Origin of the sequence: Raineyella sp., assembly GCF_034933565.1 — a bacterium.
Lineage (GTDB): Bacteria > Actinomycetota > Actinomycetes > Propionibacteriales > Propionibacteriaceae > Raineyella.
Genome location: NZ_JAYFNG010000013.1, coordinates 1 through 16,771, shown reverse-complemented (window position 1 = coordinate 16,771; position 16,771 = coordinate 1). Strand labels below are relative to the sequence as shown.

Here is a 16,771-nt window from a genome sequence, read left to right as displayed (position 1 = left end):
CACAGTGTGCCTCGTCCGGACCCGGATCGTGCGTCGTCCGGGTAGGAGACCGGGGAGGTGTCGCGCCACATGGATGGGACGTGGGCGTCACGTGGATGAGACGTGACGTCACGTGAAAAACAAGGCCACCTCCCCCAAATGGTCAGACCATTCAATTTGGTCAGACCATAGAGGTACTGTCGTTCCGACAGTCAATGACGATCAGGAGTCTCCCCATGGCCACGTCGACGGCGCACGACCACACCACCCTCCTCGGTTCGGCCGGGATGTACTCCGCGAGTGAGTTCGACCGGCGTTCCCTGGCCCATGACGCCTCCCACTACCTCGTCGTCCCGCAGATCGTGGCCACCCCCCGGTCCGCCGACGACATCGGCACGCTGTTCCGTGCGGCCCGCAGCAGCGGCCTGCCACTGACCTTCCGCTCCGGCGGCACCAGCCTGTCCGGACAGGCCCAGGGCCGCGGCATCCTCGCCGACACCCGGGCGAACTTCCGCGGCATCGAGGTCCTCGACGACGGGGTCCGGGTCCGGGTGCAGCCGGGCGCGACCGTCCGCGCGGTGAACCTGGCGCTGCGCCCGTACGGTCGCAAGATCGGTCCCGACCCGGCTTCCGAGGTCGCCTGCACGATCGGTGGCGTGGTCGCCAACAACTCCTCCGGGATGGCCTGCGGCACCGAGTTCAACACCTACCGGACGCTCGAGTCCATGGTGCTGGTGCTGCCCTCGGGCACGGTGATCGACACCGGCGTCCCGGACGCCGACGAGAAGCTGCGCCGGCTCGAGCCCACCCTCTACGCCGGGCTGGACGGCCTGCGCGACCGGGTCCGGTCCCGCCGGGACTCGGTCGACACGATCCGCCAGCAGTTCTCGATGAAGAACACCATGGGCTACGGGCTGAACTCGTTCCTCGACCACGACCGCCCGGTCGAGATCCTGGCCCACCTGATGATCGGTTCGGAGGGCACGCTCGGCTTCGTCGCGGAGGCGACCCTGCGCACCGTCGAGGTGCTGCCGGCGATCACCACCGGCCTGATGGTGTTCGGGACCATCGACACGGCGATGGCGGCACTGCCCGACCTGGTGGCGGCCGGGTTCGCGACGGTCGAGCTGATGGACTCGGTCAGCCTGCGGGTCGCCCGGACACTGTCCGGCAGCCCCCGGGCGATCACCGACCTGCAGGTCAAGGACCACGCGGCACTGCTGGTCGAGTTCCACGGGCACACCACCGAGGAGCTGGCCGACCGGATCGCCTCCGCCCGGCCGGTGACCGACCAGCTGCCGTTGGCGGTGCCCTTCGGGATGGCCGAGGACGCCCGCCGGGCCGCCGAGCTGTGGACCGTCCGCAAGGGTCTGTACGCGGCCGTCGCCGGCAACCGGCCGAGTGGCACGACCGCTCTGCTCGAGGACGTCGTGGTGCCGGTCGGCGCGCTGGGCCGGACCTGTTCCGAGCTCGCCGAGCTGTTCGTCAGGCACGGCTACCAGGACTCGGTGATCTTCGGCCACGCCAAGGACGGCAACATCCACTTCATGCTCAACGAGCAGTTCGCCGGCGGGTCGCAGACGGCCCGCTACGAGGCGTTCACCGACGACATGGTCGATGTCGTCCTCGGCCACCACGGCTCGCTGAAGGCCGAGCACGGCACCGGCCGGATCATGGCGCCGTTCGTCGCCCGCCAGTACGGCCAGGAGCTGTACGAGGTGATGGTCGCGGTCAAGCAGCTGTGCGACCCCGACGCACTGCTCAACCCGGGCGTCGTGCTCTCGGAGACCCCCCGCTCGTACGTCCAGGACCTCAAGCAGTCCCCGACGGTCGAGGAGGAGGTCGATCGCTGCGTCGAGTGCGGCTACTGCGAGCCGATCTGCCCCAGCCGTGACCTCACCCTCACCCCGCGCAAACGGATCGCCCTGCGCCGCGAGATCACCGCCGCCCAGCAGGCCGGCAACACCGCACTCGCCGACGAGCTGACGAAGGCCTACCGCTACCAGGGCATCGAGACCTGCGCGGTCGACGGCCTGTGCTCGGTGAACTGCCCGCTCGACATCAACACCGGCGACCTGGTGCGCCGGCTGCGCGCCGAGGGCCACGGCAACGCCTCACAGGCCGTCTGGGACGCCCTGGCCCGCAACTGGGGCGGGCTCACCGCGGCCGGCGGGGTGGCGATGAACGTCGCCGCCGCCGTCCCACCACTCGCCACCGCGGCGACCGACATCGGCCGTGCGGTGCTCGGCCACGACAACCTGCAGCGCTGGACCTCCGACCTGCCGCGCGGTGGCAGCCGCCGGGCACCGCGGCACCCCGCCGGACCGGTGGCGGTCTGGTTCCCCGCGTGCATCCACAACCTGTTCGGCGCCGCCGAGGGCGGGCCCGGCGTCGGCCCGGCCCTCGACGCCCTGCTGGCCCGGACCGGCACGACGGTCGACATCCCGGAGGGGATCAACGGGCTGTGCTGCGGCACGCCCTGGTCCTCGAAGGGCTTCACCCGTGGCCACGCCACGATGCGGGAGAAGGCGCTGCCGATCCTGTGGGAGGCCACCGGCCACGGCCGGCTGCCCGTCGTCGTCGACGGCGCCTCCTGCACCGAGGGTGTGCTGAAGTTCCAGCACACGGACCCCGACCCGAGGTACGGGGAGCTGACCATCATCGACGCGGTCGAGTTCGTCGCCGACCGGCTCCTCGACGACCTGGTCGTCACCCACCCGTACGACACGGTGGTGCTGCACAACACCTGCTCGATGACCCACCTCGGCCTCAATGCCGCGGCACGGGCGATCGCCGAGAAGATCGCCTCGTCGGTCATCGTCCCGGTGGCGACGGGCTGTTGTGCCTTCGCCGGCGACCGCGGCATGCTGCACCCGGAACTGACCGCCTCGGCGACGAAGGGCGAGGCCACCGAGGTGGCGGCCCGGACCGGCCGGGACACCGGACGGACGGCGTACGCCTCGGCCAACCGGACCTGCGAAGTGGGAATGACCCGGGCCACCGGGCAGACCTACCACCACATCCTGGAGCTGCTCGACCTGGCGACCCGGCCCTGACGGCTCAGTACCGGCGGTCCTGACGCTCACCACCAGCGGCCTGACGGCTCATGCCTCACCACCAGCGGCCTGACGCCTCATGCCTCACCACCAGCGGCCTGACGCCTCAGGACCGCCGGTGGTGCCCGGAGTAGAAGCGGCCGAGCACCTCGTCGCGGCAGTCCTCGAACCGGCCCTCCTCCAGCGACGTACGGATGTCGTCGACCAGCCGGACGGTGAACCGCTCGTTGTGGATCGTCGCCAGTGTGGCCGACAGCATCTCCTTGGCCTTGAACAGGTGGTGCAGGTAGGCGCGCGAGTAGTGCGTGCAGGTGTAGCAGTCGCACGAGGGGTCGATCGGGCCGAAATCGCGCCGGTTCTCGGCCCGGGTGATGTTGAACCGGCCGTCGCGCGTGTAGAGGGCGGCGTTGCGCGCGACCCGGGAGGGCTGGACGCAGTCGAAGGTGTCGGCCCCGTTCTCGATCGCGGTGAAGAAGTCGTCCGGCTCGGAGATGCCGAGCAGGTGCCGCGGCTTGTCGGCCGGCAGCTCGTCGCTGACCCAGCCGACGATGGTGCCCAAGTTCGCCTTCTCCAGCGCCCCACCGATGCCGAACCCGTCGAATCCGCACCCGTCGACCGTCATCTCGGCCAGGCCGCGGGCGGCGGACCGGCGCAGGTCCTCGTACTGGGCGCCCTGGACCACCCCGAACAGCGCCTGGTACGGCCGGCCGACCCGCTCCTCGGTCAGCCGTCGATGCTCGACCAGGCAACGCCGGGCCCAGCGCCGGGTGCGCTCGACCGACTCCACCTGGTACGCCCGGGTGTTCATCAGCGTCGTCAGCTCGTCGAAGGCGAACATGATGTCGGCGCCCAGCTGGTGCTGGATCCGCATCGACACCTCGGGGGTGAAGCGGAGCTGATCGCCGTTGAGGTGGGAGAAGAAGGTCACCCCGTCCTCGTCGACGAACGCCCGCCGCGTCTTGCCCTCGGCGATCACGTCGTCGTTCTGCAGGCCGGTGGTGTCCATCGCCAGGACCTTCTTGAACCCGGCACCGAGGCTCATCACCTGGAAGCCCCCGGAATCGGTGAAGGTCGGCCCCGGCCAGTTCATGAAGGCGCCGAGTCCACCGGCCTCGTCGACGATGTCGGAGCCCGGCTGCAGATACAGGTGGTACGCGTTCGCCAGCACCGCCTGGGCACCGAGCTGCTCGACCTGGCCGGGCGTGACCGCCTTCACCGTGGCCTTGGTACCGACCGCCACGAACGCCGGGGTCCGGATCTGCCCGTGCGGGGTGCTGATCACCCCCGTACGCCCCCGCCCGTTGTCCAGCTCGACCTCGCGACGGAAACCGAACGCCGACGGACCTCCCGGCGAGCGCGCCCCGCAGCCTCGCCCCCGGGCGGGCTCTTCCGGGACGCGCTCCCGAACGTGGTCAGCCCGGACGGGCCCTGGGGCGGACTCCGCCGCGCGCTCCCGCGCGACGTCGGCGACTGGACTGGCGGGCTGACTGGTCAGGGTTCCTCCCGGTGAGAGCGTACGACGTCGGATGCGGCCGCCCCAGGATACCCGGGCAGGCGGGCCGGTCCCCGGACGACCGGGCGGGCTCGGCGGATCCACCGAGCGGCCTGTTGGCCGGGTCGCTTCCCGTACAGCCCGATCGGCCCGATCGGCCCGATCGACTTGACCGGCTTGACCGGCTTGACCGACGTCAAGGATTCCGACGGGCGCCCACCGTACGGTCGAAGACATCAACCATCGGACATCCCGAACGGGGAGGGATCTTCACCATGTCCATCCGTACATCGTCCATCCGCGCTTTCCTGCGCTCCGCCGTCGAGGCCGTCGTCCCGGTTGCCCGGGCGCACTGTGACACCGCCCAGGGCCCTGCGGTCACCGACGGGCGCCGCGCCCTGGAGACCGGCGACATCAACTACGCCTACAAGTGGCTCCAGGCCGATCCGGCCGCCGAGGCCGAGCTGGCCGAGGTGTTCACCCGGAGCCTGGCCGTGCGTACCCTCGGGGAGGACGCCCGCTGGGTGGCCGACCGGCTGTTCCTCGAGACCCTGGTGCGCCTGCACCGGATGGGTGAGGGCGTCGGGTTCACCGGCATCCAGCCCACCGGCACCCGGATCCCGGCCGTCGTCGTGGCGGCCGACCGGGCCCTCGAGACCGGTGACGACACCGAGGTGCGCGCCCTCGTCCCGGCCGAGCGCAGCGCCGAACTGCACCGCCGGTTCAGCGTCGCCCTGGCCAAGCGGGACTTCGACATCGACGACGTCGACGCCGCCCGGGACTTCGTCGCCGCGTACGTCAGCTTCTTCAAGTACGCCGAGGGCGAGGAACACGAGCACGCCCACGGGCATGAGCACGGTGGGCATGGGGACGGCGGGTCGGAACACGACAGGCATGAGCACAGCGGGCCGGAACACGAGCACCATGTCCCTGCCGGACACGCGCACTGAGCTCGGATCCACCGCGTATCGGTACGGGGCCGGCGCACACCGACCCGGTGCCACCGCACTCGGCCCCGGGAGCACGCCACACCGGCCCGCGACCACGCCACACCGGCCCGGGACCGGCGCACGCCGCAAGCCGCGCTGGTCGCCGCTGGTCCGGGTGGAAGGACGCTCAATGCTGCCGACCCTCCGGCCGGGTCGGGTGCTTCTCACCCGGCCGGTGAGCGGGCGGCTGAGGGTCGGCGACATCGTGGTGATCGCGGCACCCGACGGCGGCCGGCTGGTCAAGCGGCTGGTCGCCGGTCCCGGTGCCCTGGTCCGGATGGGCGCGGGTCGGCTGAGCGTCAACGGCCCGCGGCCCGAGGGCGCCCACGTCGAGACCTGGCGGGTCCCCGCCGAGCACTGGTTCGTCGTCGGCGACAATCTCGCCGAGTCCGACGATTCGCGGGTGTGGCGGCAGCCGTACGTCTCATCCCGCGCGATCATCGGGGTGGCGGTCGGTCGATGACTCCCCGTGGCTCCATCGTCCCTCAGCCGCCGCGCTTTCACGGAGCCGCCTCAGTTCCATTCAGCTGCCGCCCGCCGGCGCGCCGCGGCTGAATGAAACGGCCGCGGCTGGCAACGACAAGCGCGGCTGAATGAAGCGGCCGCGGCTGAATATGGGGGGCGGCCGCGGCTGGCGACGCAAACCGCAGCGACGACGCCAAGCACGGCTGAATGGAACCGCAGCGAGGCCTGTCAGACCCCATGCACCTGGAGGCCTGTCAGACCCGATGCGAAGGGTGCACCAACGCCTGAGCCTGGGCGAGGCCGACGATCCCGGCGCTGGAGCTGCGCAGCACCCCGTCGTTGACCAGCACCGGGACAGCCCCGGCCGCGACGAGGACGGCGAGCTCCTCGGGAGCGATCCCGCCCTCGGGCCCGACGATCAGCAGGACGGTGCCGACCCGGGGCAGGTCGAGCCCCGCCAGCCAGTGCTCGGCGGACTCGTGCAACACGTACGCGGCGTCGGCGGTCGGCACCAGCGCGGCCAGACCGGCGGTGTCGACGACGTCGTGGACCGTGGGCATCCGGAGCCGACGTGACTGCTTGGCGGCCTCGCGGACCGTACGGCGCCACTTCTCGGTGCCCTTGGCGGCCTTCTCGCCGGTCCACCGGACGATCGCCCGGGCCGACTGCCACGGCACGACCTCGTCGACGCCGGCCTGGGTCATCATGTCGATGGCCTGCTCGTCGTGGCCGCCCTTGGCCAGTGCCTGGGCGATCACCCAGCGGATCGCCGGCCGGGGAGCGTGCAGCAGCTCGTCGGCGCGTACGTCGATGCTCTTCTTGCCGACCGCGACGACCTCGCCGCGGATCCCGCTGCCGGCCCCATCGGTGAGGACGACGACCTCGCCGACCCGGATCCGCCGGACGACGGCGGCGTGGCGGCCCTCCTCCCCCGCCAGGGTGACGACGTCACCGAGGGCGGGGGCGCCCGCGAACTCATGCAGGAAGACCGGATCGGTCATCGGTCCACCTCAACCTTCGAGGGCCTCGCAACTTTCGAGGGCGTGCAGCTTTCGGTCACCGCTCCGCCTCAGCCCTCGAAGGCGTCGCGCAGCTTGCCGAAGAAGCCCTTCTCCTTGGCGTGGCCGAGCTTGACCTCGTGCTCGCCGCGGAGGTCGGCCAGCTGACGCAGCAGCTCGCGCTGTTCCGGATCCAGCTTGGTGGGGGTCTGCACCAGGAAGGTGACGCCCATGTCGCCGCGACCGTTGGACCGCAGCTTCGGGATGCCCTTACCCCGGACGCTGATCCGGGTGCCGGACTGGGTGCCGGCGGGGATCTCCACGTCGACGAGGGACTCCTCGGCCGTGGCCCCCTCCTTCTCCGCGTCCAGCGTGGGCACCTGCACCGACGTGCCGAGCGCGGCGGCGGTCATCGGGACCCGGACGACGGTCTCCAGATCGGCACCCTTGCGGGTGAAGTTCTCGTGCTGCTCGACCCGCAGCTCGACATAGAGGTCACCGGCGGGGCCGCCGCCGGGGCCGACCTCGCCCTGGGCGGACAGGTGGATCCGGTTGCCGGTGTCCACCCCGGCGGGCACCTTGACATTGAGCGTCCGGGTGGTGCGCACCCGTCCCTCCCCGGAGCACTCCGGGCAGGGGTCAGGGATGACCGTGCCGTAGCCGCGGCAGGTCGGGCACGGCGAGGAGGTCCGGATGTCGCCGAGGAAGGACCGCTGCACCTGGGTGACCTCGCCGGCGCCGTGACACGTCCGGCAGGTGACCGGGGCGTTGCCCTCGGCCGAGCCGGAGCCACCGCACCGGGAGCACAGCACCGCGGTGTCGACCTGCAGTGCCTTGGTCGTCCCGAAGGCCGCCTCGGCCAGGGTGAGTGACATCCCGACGAGGGCGTCCTGGCCCTTGCGCACCCGGGAGCGCGGGCCCCGCGAGGTCGCCTGGCCGAACATCGACCCGATCAGGTCGGTGAAGTCGAAGCCGCCGGCTCCGCCGAAACCGCCCATGCCGCCGAAGCCGCCACCCATCCCGCCGTGGCCCATCGGGTCACCACCGCGGTCGTACACGGCGCGCTTCTGGGGGTCCTTCAGCACCTCGTACGCCTCGTTCAGCTCTTTGAACTGCTCGGCGGCGTCGTCGGTCTGCGCGACATCGGGGTGCACCTTCATGGCCCGCTTGCGATAGGCCTTCTTGATCGTCTCCCCGTCCGCATCGCGGCCGACACCCAGGATCTCGTAGTAGTCCTTGCTCATGTCCTCGTCATCCTCAGGCCAGGAAACGGCCCACATAGCGTGCAACAGCGCGTACGGACGCCATCATCGACGGATAGTCCATCCGGGTCGGTCCGACAATACCGAGGGTCGCCCAGACATCCTGCGGGCTGCCGTAGGCACTGGCGACCATCGACGTCGACTGCAGCCCCTCGTACGGGTTCTCCCCGCCGATCCGGACGAACACGTCGTCCGAGGTGGCGGCCTCGCCGAGCAGCTTGAGCAGCACGACCTGCTCCTCGAGCGCCTCGAGCACCGGCCCGACGGTCGACTCGAACTCGCTGGCGAACCGGGCCAGGTTGGGCACCCCCCCGACCACGACCCGGGTGCTGGGCGGGGTGCCGAGCAGCTCGAGCAGGGTGGTGATGGCGACCCGTGCCGCTGCCCGGTCCTCGGGCCGGAACTCCTCGTCGACCGACGCCAGCACCTCGATCGCCCGCTGCGCCGAGCGGTCCACGACGGCGGCGGCCAACCGGGTGCGGATCTCGGCCCGCAGCTCCTCGTCCACCACGAGGGTGAGGGTGTGCTGCTCGACCCGGCCGTTGGAACTGACCACGATCAACATCAGATCGTCGGCGCTGAGCCGGATCAGATCGACGTGCCGGACCACCGTGGAGGAGATCACCGGGTACTGGACGATGGCCACCTGGTGGGTCAGCCGGGCCAGCAGCCGGACGGTCCGGGCGACGACGTCGTCCATGTCGACCGCGCCGGACATGAACGTCTCGACCGCCCGCCGCTCGGCCACCGACAGCGGCTTGATCTCGCCGATCTGGTCGACGAACAGGCGATAGCCCTTGTCGGTGGGGATCCGGCCGGCACTGGTGTGCGGCTGGGTGATGTAGCCCTCGTCCTCCAGGACGGCCATGTCGTTGCGCACCGTGGCCGGCGAGACGCCCAGCCGGTAGCGCTCGACCAGCGCCTTCGACCCGACCGGTTCCTGACTGGAGACGTAGTCGGTGACGATGGCGCGCAGCACGGTCAGCTTGCGATCGTCGAGCATGTCCCCTCCTCACCCCTCCGGGGTGGCACCCGGCCGGTATTGGCACTCCGCCACTCCGAGTGCCAGTCTAGCGCCATGAGCCATGGACCCTCCCCAGCCGTTCCTTCCGTCGCTCTCGGCCCCTGGGAGGCGATCGGCGAGCGTACGTGGCGTGCGGTCGCCGAACCGGAATCGGTCACCATCGGGCTGGTGGCCGGGACCGGCGGAGCGCTCGTCATCGACACCGGGAGCACCCCCGCCCAGGGCGCCGAGATCCGGCGTACCGCGGAGGCGGTCGCTGGGGTGCCGGTGGTTGCCGTCGCCCTCACCCACGCCCACTACGACCACGTCGGCGGGCTGGCCGCGTTCCGCGACCTGCCGATCCATGCCCAGCGCCAGCTGGGCGCACACCTGACCGACCCGGCGCTGCTGGCGGACCTGGCGCCGTACGGGGCGAGCGCTGCGGACCTGCCGGTGCCGACACACACCTTCGGGGTGGCCCACGCGGTCGATCTCGGCGATCGGGTGGTGGAACTGATCTCGGTCGGCCGGGCCCACACCGACCACGACGCCATCGCCGTGGTGGCCGACGCCCGGCTGATCTTCGCCGGCGACATCGTGGAGCCGGCCGGCCCGCAGCTGGGCCCGGACGCCGACCCGGAGCGCTGGCCCGGCTCGCTGGACCATCTGATCGGGCTGATGCTGCGCCCCGATTGGCTGGCCTACCCCGGCCACGGCGGCCCGATGGCGATGGCCGACGTCACCCTGCAGCGCGGCTGGATCGCCTCGATCCTCGGCGAGGTGACCAACCTGGTCTCCGACGGCATCCGCTACGAGGACGCCGAACAGCGCGGCGACTGGCCCTTCCCGTGGCAGCGGATCGCCCCGGGCGTCCGCACCGCCTACGACCTGCTGGCCGCCCGCGGCTTCGCGCCGCGCGACCAGCTGCCGATCATCCGCAAGGACGTCCGCGAGGACTGAGTTGGCGGCCCGGGTGCCTGAGCCGCGGACGCCGATGGTCATGGTGGGACGACCGTGGCTCACGCAACCCGAGGTCACTCGGGCCGAGGTCACTCGGCCTGAGCGAGGCGCCCCAGGATCACTCGGCCTGGGTCGGGGTGGGCCGGGTGCCGAGCCGGGGGCCCAGCGCAGCGCGGACCGAGGCCGCCAGCGGCTCGGTGGCCCCGACGACCATCCCGAAGCCGTCCGTTCCGGGGACGTACGCCGACCCGTCGGTGAGCAGCGCGGTGCCACCCATCTCCTCGACCATCAGCATCCCCGGGACGTGGTCCCACGGGCGCGGCCGGCCGTAGACGAGGAAGTCGGTCTGGCCGGTGACCATCCGCGGGTAGTCGACACCGCAGCACAGCGCGCTGGTGGTGATCAGGGGCAGCGCCGCGTCCGCCGACCGCTGCTGGATCACCACCCGGGCCGACCGGCCGCGCCAGTCGGCCGGGTCCGCCGACGGGGCCGGCCGGGAGACCTGTTCGCCGTTGCGGGTGACCCCCTCACCGCGCACCGCGACGTACGCGGTGGCGTACTCCGGCTGCCAGATCCAGGCCCGGACCGTACGGCCGTGGCGGACCTCGCCGATCATCACGGCGTAGTCCTCCTTGCCGTTGACGAAGTTCTTGGTGCCGTCCACCGGGTCGATGGTGAAGCCGTGCGCGGCACCGAGGAGGTGCGGCGGCAGGCCGGGGTTGGCGGCGGTGGCCTCCTCGCCGATGATCAGCGCATCGGGATAGGCCCGCGACAGGATCTCGGTCAGCCGCACCTCGGACTCGCGGTCGGCGACGGTGACCAGGTCACCCGGCCCCTTCTCCGCGATCTCGTCGCTCCGCAGAGCTCGGAACCGGGGTCGGATCACCTCATCGGCGACCTGCTGGATGATGTCGAGGACCTGGTCGGTGGAGAGCTCACGGGGTGCCGCCATGTGCCCCACTGTGTCACACGTCATGTCCGGCCCGGGCAGGGGCCCGCGGCGCGGCCCGGCTCAACTCTCCCGGTCGAGGTGGTCCTGGGTGACGAAGTCGATCAGCCGCTCGACCTCGCGCAACAGCCCGGGGTCGAGATCGTTCCAGTTGCCCACCCGGGACAGGATGAACTGCCAGGCCGCGGCGATGTCCGCCTGGTCGGTGTGCGGCCAGCCCATCGCCGCGCAGACCCCGTGCTTCCAGTCGGTGCCGCGTGGGATCCGGGGCCATTCCTGCAGTCCCAGCCGGGCCGGTTTCACCGCCTCCCAGATGTCGATGTAGCGATGGCCGGTGACCAGCACGTGGTCGCCCCAGGGGCCGGCCGCGACCTGCTCGACGATGCGTGACTCCTTGCTGCCGGGGACCAAGTGGTCGACCAGCACACCCAACCGGTGCCCGGCACGGGGGCCGAACTCGGCCACGATGGCCGGCAGGTCGTCCATACCGCCCATGTACTCGACCACGACGCCGACGTGGCGCAGGTCGTCGCCCCAGACCTTCTCGACCAGCTGGGCGTCGTGTCGGCCCTCGACGTAGATCCGGCTGGGCAGCGCGATCTTGGCGGACTCGGCCGGGCCGACCCGCGACCCGGAGCGGGTGTGGGTGGGGTCGGCGCTCCGGCGCGCCGGCGCCTTCAGCGTCACCGGCTCCCCCTCGAGCAGGAAGCCCGGGCCGAGCGGGAACGACCGGCGCCGGCCCTTGCGGTCCTCCAGGACCACCAGGCCGTTCTCCCAGCGCACCACGGCGCCGCAGAACCCGCTGGCGGGATCCTCGATCACCAGCCCGGACCGCACCACCTCGTCACGGGAGGGCGTCGTCCGCCGGCTCCGCTGGGCTCCGGCGGCCAGCACGTCGGTGGGGTATCTGCTCGTGGCCATGGTCAGAGGCTATGTCGGGGCACCGACACCGCCCGTCCGCGACACCCGGCCGTTATCGGACGGCGATCCGGCTCGCCCGGCTCACAGAGCATGACGGCGACCAACCTCTCATCTGTCAGCAGTCTTGCGTCGACGCTATGACACCACCCACGGAGGCCACACGGATAGCCTTTCGTCTACATTCCACCGTCCAATCACCCCAAGAACCGAAAGACATGTTAGCGTCCTGGCGACACGTCAAACCGGGAGGAATTTCAGGTCCATCAAGAAGACCGCCACTCGAGCAATCACTGCAGGGATTCTCCTGACCACAACTGCGGCCGGGATCGCCTCGGCAGACAACGTCGGAGGTGGCATCTGGAACCACGGATTCGGCTTGACCACGGTCTACTCGAATTACTATCACCCCAGCACCTGCCACGGTTCCACCGCGATCGGAACCGTGAAGAACTACTCAGGCAACACCAATCCCGGAGTATGGGCATACGCTTCATCACAACGCACCAGTTCGGGCACGAATCAGGCCTATTGGAATTACTGCTGACAACCACACCGCGCAGCATCTTCATGCTCGTAGCGTGGGCCGGACTCTTGGCCCACGCTACGAGCATGACATCGGCACTGAACGTAAGGAAAGCCACACATGATCATCCGCGTTCTCCGCGGCAGTTACCTGCTGGCAATTCTCAGCGGGCTACTGTTCGGCTGGGTGGCCGCCACGATCTACGATGAGTCAGGGATCACCGTCGCCGGATCGTATGTGGTGGTCCGGGATGCCGAACCCGACGCAAACCTTACGGCGATCCCGGCAGCGATGGAGGACTTTGCTCACGCCCACCGGGTGAACATCGCCGAGCAGGTCCTGACTCTCGACAACAGTCTGGGGTCGCGGAATCTCTATCTCTTCGTGGGCGATCCGAAACACAGCAGCGCCCGATGGCTATCCGATGGCTACCCGTCGTTCTCCCACGCAGTGCGAACGACCGTACAATCGGCCGACGAATTAGGTGACGTCGATCCGCGCGCCTATTACTACGTCATGGCCGGCCCGCAAGTCGCAGAATCATTGGCGGCTCATCTTCGCCCATTGGGTGTCAGCGCCGTCGCCCACGACAACAACGACCCATCGTCGTTCGTCCGCGTCTTCGTCGACACCCCCGTCTGGTGGGGGTTCGTGATCATCACACTGACCGGCGCGGCCCTCGCCGTTGCTGCGGTACTCGGGAACGCCGAGAGCTACGGCGCTCAACGGCTGCTCGGCCGGTCCTACGGTGTGATCCTTCTGCGGGATCTGCGCCTCTGCGTACGGCCCATGGGTCTTGCCCTCGGAATAGGGGCTATCACGTCCGCATCCGCCCACCTGATGCGCAACGGTTTCGGGCACCAGGCGGGAACGCTCGCATTGGTCAGCGGCATCCTGATCGTCAGCCAGCTTCTCGTGTCACTGCTTGCGCACAGCACGGCAGTGGCGCTGACGTTCCGGACCTCGGTCGTCGACGCGCTCAAAGGCGAGCTTCCGAGCGACCTGGCCACGGTCGCTGTGGCGGCGATCCGCATCCCGGCCCTCATCATGACCGTCGTCATCGCCACGACCTGGCTCAGCACAACGGAGCTGAACACGCTCTACCGCACCCAGCGGCACCACTGGGACACCGCTGCGGTCTTCATTGCGACCAGCGGCACGGTGACGACCGTGCCGACCCGCGACCAGAGGGACGGCACGCCGTGGGTTGCGATCGGACAGATGGTCAGACAAGCCGACACGCAGGGCCAGGTCATCCTGGCGAAGGAGAGCCGGATCCTCACCGACGGACCCCCACTGTCTTCGGTGATCGTGAACCCGACGCTCTTGACGGCCCAGCCACTCCTCACGACAGATGGATCGACGCTCCGAGCGCCCCGGAGCTCCGACGAAGCCTTGATCGGCATCCCAATCCAGCGCTGGGAACAGCGCGACGCCATCCTCGCTGCAGTCGGCAGAGATTTCCACGACACCGCCCAGTACCAAGGGGCAACGGCACCTCGGCGCCTGATACCGGTGCAATTGCAGAACGACCAGCAGGTGTTCACGTACGGCAACGCTCTGTATCAGGTCGAGCACTACACGGTGAACAACGCTGTGGTCATTGCGCTGCCCGCAGGCAGCCCAGCAGTCACCGACGACAACCTCGCGGCGTGGTCAACCCAGCAGGGAATCGTGTTCACCGACAAGGAGTCGGCCACAGCCGCAGTCCGGGCCCATCGGCTCGATCGAGTGATCAGTGGCATCAGGACCGTCGCCTCTGCGGGCGCCGAACAGATGTATCAACGGGCGCTGACCGAGCGCATCCTCGTCATCGCGCTGGGGGCCGGGACCTTGTCCATCGTCGTCACTTCGGTGGCGACGGCGACGGTGTTCGTCTCCCGACACCGCAGGCGCATCTTCGTGCGTCATATCCACGGCTGGCCACTGCCGCGTATCATCGCGCTCCCGTTGATCGGTGACCTGACTGTAACGACAGGACTTGCAGCCTGGGGCGTCAGCCGACAGGCCCGAACCGTGGACATTATCGCCCGGGGATTCCCCGCTCCCGATCCCCATCTGGCCGCATGCGCTCTCCTCATCGCCTTTCTCGGTGCGACGGCCACGGCGATAATACTGGCCCGAATCTCACAGCTCACCATCCTCGACTCCACCGCAGATGCCTAAGGAACCCCATGCTGCACATCGACGGCCTCACCAAGAGCTATGGCAGGCACATCCTGTGGAGCGACCTCACCCGTACGGTCCCTTCCGCAGCAATGACCGCCCTGACAGGACCGAGCGGCAGCGGTAAGTCGACCCTGTTGAACTGCATCGGCCTGCTCGACCGCCCGGACTCCGGCGACATCAGGTTTGACGGACGCCCGCTCTCCGGTGTCTCGTCACATCGCGCCAGGATCTTCCGCCGCGACACCCTCGGCTATCTCTTCCAGAACTACGCCCTTATCCCTGACACCACGATCAAGGAGAACCTGCAGGTCGCGCTCCCTCGTCTCAGCCGCCGAGAGTCCCGTGCACGGCTGGCCGACGCCCTGGCAGCGGTCGGTCTGGCGGGGCGAGCCCAGGAGCCGACCCACCACCTCAGCGGTGGCGAGCAACAACGGCTCGCCCTCGCACGCCTGATCGTCCGGAAGCCGGCCCTCATCCTGGCCGACGAGCCCACCGGGGCGCTGGACGAGGACAATGCCACGATGGTCATCGGGACCCTGCGGCAGTTGGCGGAGGCCGGTGCGACAGTGCTGATCGCGACCCACAATGCGACGGTACGGGATGCCTGTGGGGAACAGATCGACCTGACCTGCACCGGTCACCCCGATGGCCCACCTCCCGGACCGGTGCCCCCGGGTCTCAGTCCAACAGGTCGCGGACGATCCCGTCGGCCAGCAAGCGTCCGCGTAGGGTGAGGACAAGCTGCACCTGTCCGGCGGCCTCGCGGACCTCCGCCAGCCCGCGGAGGACCAGGTCGGGCACTCGGCGACGCTCGGTCGCCGTCAGCACCTCCAGTGGCAGCCCGTCGGCCAGCCGCAGCTCGAGCAGCACCCGCTCCACCCGGCGCTGCTCGGCGGTGAGGATCTCGCGGCCCTGCGCGGGCGTACGTCCCTCGGCCAGCGCCCGGGCGTACGCGGCGGGGTGCTTGCGGTTCCAGAACCGTACGCCGCCGATGTGGCTGTGCGCGCCGGGCCCGATCCCCCACCAGTCCGCGCCCCGCCAGTAGCCGAGGTTGTGGCGGCACCGGTCATCGGGGGTCCGGGCCCAGTTGCTCACCTCGTACCAGGACAGGCCGGCCGCACCGAGCTCCTTCTCGGCGACCAAGTACTTGTCGGCCAGATCGTCGTCATCGGTCATCGGGATCTCGCCGCGGCGCACCCGAGCGGCGAACCGGGTGCCCTGCTCGACGATCAGCGCGTACGCCGACACGTGGTCGGGCCCGGCGGCCAGTGCCGCCTGCAGGCTGTGCCGCCAGGAGTCCACGCTCTCCCCCGGGGTGCCGTAGATCAGGTCCAGCGATACGTGTCGGAAGCCCGCCGCCCTGGCCGCACCGACCATCGCGGCCGCCCGGCCGGGGGTGTGCACCCGGTCCAGCAGCCGCAGCACCTGCTCGTCGGCGGACTGCATGCCGAACGAGATCCGGGTGAAGCCGCCCTCGGCCAACTCGGCCAGCCCCTCGGCGTCGATCGACTCCGGATTGGACTCGGTGGTGACCTCGGCGTCCGCGGCGAGCCCGAACGTGTCGCGGACGCCGTCGAGGAAGCGGACCAGGTCGCCGGGCGGCAGCAGGGTGGGCGTCCCGCCACCGACGAAGACGGTGGACACCGCCGGGACATCGGGCCCGAGCACCCGGCGGGCCAGCGCCAGCTCGGTCAGCGCCGCGTCCACGTACGTCCCGCGGGTGGCGCCGGGCCCGGTGCCGAGCTGGTCGGCGGTGTAGGTGTTGAAGTCGCAGTAGCCGCAGCGGGTGGTGCAGAACGGCACGTGCAGGTAGATCTCCAGCGGTCGGCGGGCCGCCTCGGCCAGCGCGGACGCCGGCAGTGTGCCGTCCGGCGGCACCGGATCGCCGTCAGGAAGCGTGGATGGCATCAGCTGTTCCTTCTCATCCGGACCATTCTGCCGCGCCGCAGAGCCCGTGGAATACTCCGATCCTGGAGCTTCCTATCGACCGGGGGTGACGCCGACG

Annotated in this window: 14 protein-coding genes; 7 read left to right on the top strand and 7 right to left on the bottom strand. The window is 70.1% G+C overall.

Annotated features, from left to right (window positions below; translation table 11 throughout):
• Window positions 1-215: 215 nt before the first annotated feature.
• Window positions 216-3,035 carry an FAD-binding and (Fe-S)-binding domain-containing protein gene (locus VB059_RS04475; protein WP_323420828.1) on the top strand — a complete coding sequence of 940 codons (2,820 nt, stop codon included), beginning with the start codon at window positions 216-218 and terminating at the stop codon, window positions 3,033-3,035.
• A gap of 106 nt (window positions 3,036-3,141) precedes the next feature.
• Here VB059_RS04475 and tgt read toward each other — a convergent pair whose 3' ends face one another.
• Window positions 3,142-4,344: a tRNA guanosine(34) transglycosylase Tgt gene (tgt, locus tag VB059_RS04470; protein ID WP_323420904.1), complete on the bottom strand. Its 1,203-nt coding sequence runs from the start codon at window positions 4,342-4,344 to the stop codon at window positions 3,142-3,144.
• 458 nt (window positions 4,345-4,802) lie between these two features.
• On the opposite strand from tgt, the gene VB059_RS04465 reads away from it, so the two are divergent.
• Both VB059_RS04465 and lepB read left to right on the top strand, forming a co-directional pair.
• The gene (locus VB059_RS04465; protein WP_323420827.1) at window positions 4,803-5,477 is read left to right on the top strand and encodes a DUF6448 family protein; all 675 of its coding nucleotides are present in this window, start codon (window positions 4,803-4,805) and stop codon (window positions 5,475-5,477) included.
• Window positions 5,377-5,979, top strand: a complete 603-nt coding sequence (lepB, locus tag VB059_RS04460) for a signal peptidase I (protein ID WP_323420826.1) — start codon at window positions 5,377-5,379, stop codon at window positions 5,977-5,979. Before VB059_RS04465 ends, lepB begins: the two co-directional genes overlap by 101 nt.
• 256 nt (window positions 5,980-6,235) lie before the next feature.
• Here lepB and VB059_RS04455 read toward each other — a convergent pair whose 3' ends face one another.
• The 3 genes from VB059_RS04455 to hrcA form a co-directional block, all read right to left on the bottom strand.
• The gene (locus VB059_RS04455) at window positions 6,236-6,982 is read right to left on the bottom strand and encodes a 16S rRNA (uracil(1498)-N(3))-methyltransferase (protein ID WP_323420825.1); all 747 of its coding nucleotides are present in this window, start codon (window positions 6,980-6,982) and stop codon (window positions 6,236-6,238) included.
• A gap of 68 nt (window positions 6,983-7,050) precedes the next feature.
• On the bottom strand, window positions 7,051-8,223 hold the full coding sequence (gene dnaJ, locus VB059_RS04450) for a molecular chaperone DnaJ (RefSeq protein ID WP_323420824.1): 1,173 nt from the start codon (window positions 8,221-8,223) through the stop codon (window positions 7,051-7,053).
• Window positions 8,224-8,236: 13 nt separating this feature from the next.
• Window positions 8,237-9,244: a heat-inducible transcriptional repressor HrcA gene (hrcA, locus tag VB059_RS04445; protein ID WP_323420823.1), complete on the bottom strand. Its 1,008-nt coding sequence runs from the start codon at window positions 9,242-9,244 to the stop codon at window positions 8,237-8,239.
• Between the two features lie 75 nt (window positions 9,245-9,319).
• Between hrcA and VB059_RS04440 the strand changes: the two genes are divergently transcribed.
• Window positions 9,320-10,204: an MBL fold metallo-hydrolase gene (locus tag VB059_RS04440; protein WP_323420822.1), complete on the top strand. Its 885-nt coding sequence runs from the start codon at window positions 9,320-9,322 to the stop codon at window positions 10,202-10,204.
• A 118-nt stretch (window positions 10,205-10,322) separates the two neighbouring features.
• Here the strand turns inward: VB059_RS04440 and VB059_RS04435 are convergent, their stop codons facing one another.
• Complete coding sequence (locus VB059_RS04435; protein ID WP_323420821.1) at window positions 10,323-11,156, bottom strand: inositol monophosphatase; 834 nt, start codon at window positions 11,154-11,156, stop codon at window positions 10,323-10,325.
• Between the two features lie 60 nt (window positions 11,157-11,216).
• The gene (locus tag VB059_RS04430; RefSeq protein WP_416339498.1) at window positions 11,217-12,080 is read right to left on the bottom strand and encodes a DUF3097 domain-containing protein; all 864 of its coding nucleotides are present in this window, start codon (window positions 12,078-12,080) and stop codon (window positions 11,217-11,219) included.
• Window positions 12,081-12,198: 118 nt separating this feature from the next.
• On the opposite strand from VB059_RS04430, the gene VB059_RS14530 reads away from it, so the two are divergent.
• The 3 genes from VB059_RS14530 to VB059_RS04420 all read left to right on the top strand — a co-directional run bounded on the left by VB059_RS14530 (window position 12,199) and on the right by VB059_RS04420 (window position 15,500).
• A complete protein-coding gene (locus tag VB059_RS14530; RefSeq protein ID WP_416339496.1) occupies window positions 12,199-12,618 on the top strand; it encodes a lactococcin 972 family bacteriocin in 420 nt (139 codons plus the stop codon).
• A 99-nt stretch (window positions 12,619-12,717) separates the two neighbouring features.
• Window positions 12,718-14,763: a hypothetical protein gene (locus tag VB059_RS04425; protein ID WP_323420819.1), complete on the top strand. Its 2,046-nt coding sequence runs from the start codon at window positions 12,718-12,720 to the stop codon at window positions 14,761-14,763.
• Window positions 14,764-14,771: 8 nt separating this feature from the next.
• The gene (locus tag VB059_RS04420; protein ID WP_323420818.1) at window positions 14,772-15,500 is read left to right on the top strand and encodes an ABC transporter ATP-binding protein; all 729 of its coding nucleotides are present in this window, start codon (window positions 14,772-14,774) and stop codon (window positions 15,498-15,500) included.
• Here the strand turns inward: VB059_RS04420 and hemW are convergent.
• On the bottom strand, window positions 15,445-16,674 hold the full coding sequence (hemW, locus tag VB059_RS04415; protein ID WP_323420817.1) for a radical SAM family heme chaperone HemW: 1,230 nt from the start codon (window positions 16,672-16,674) through the stop codon (window positions 15,445-15,447). The two genes, VB059_RS04420 and hemW, sit on opposite strands and share 56 nt — an antisense overlap.
• Between the last annotated feature and the right edge of the window lie 97 nt (window positions 16,675-16,771).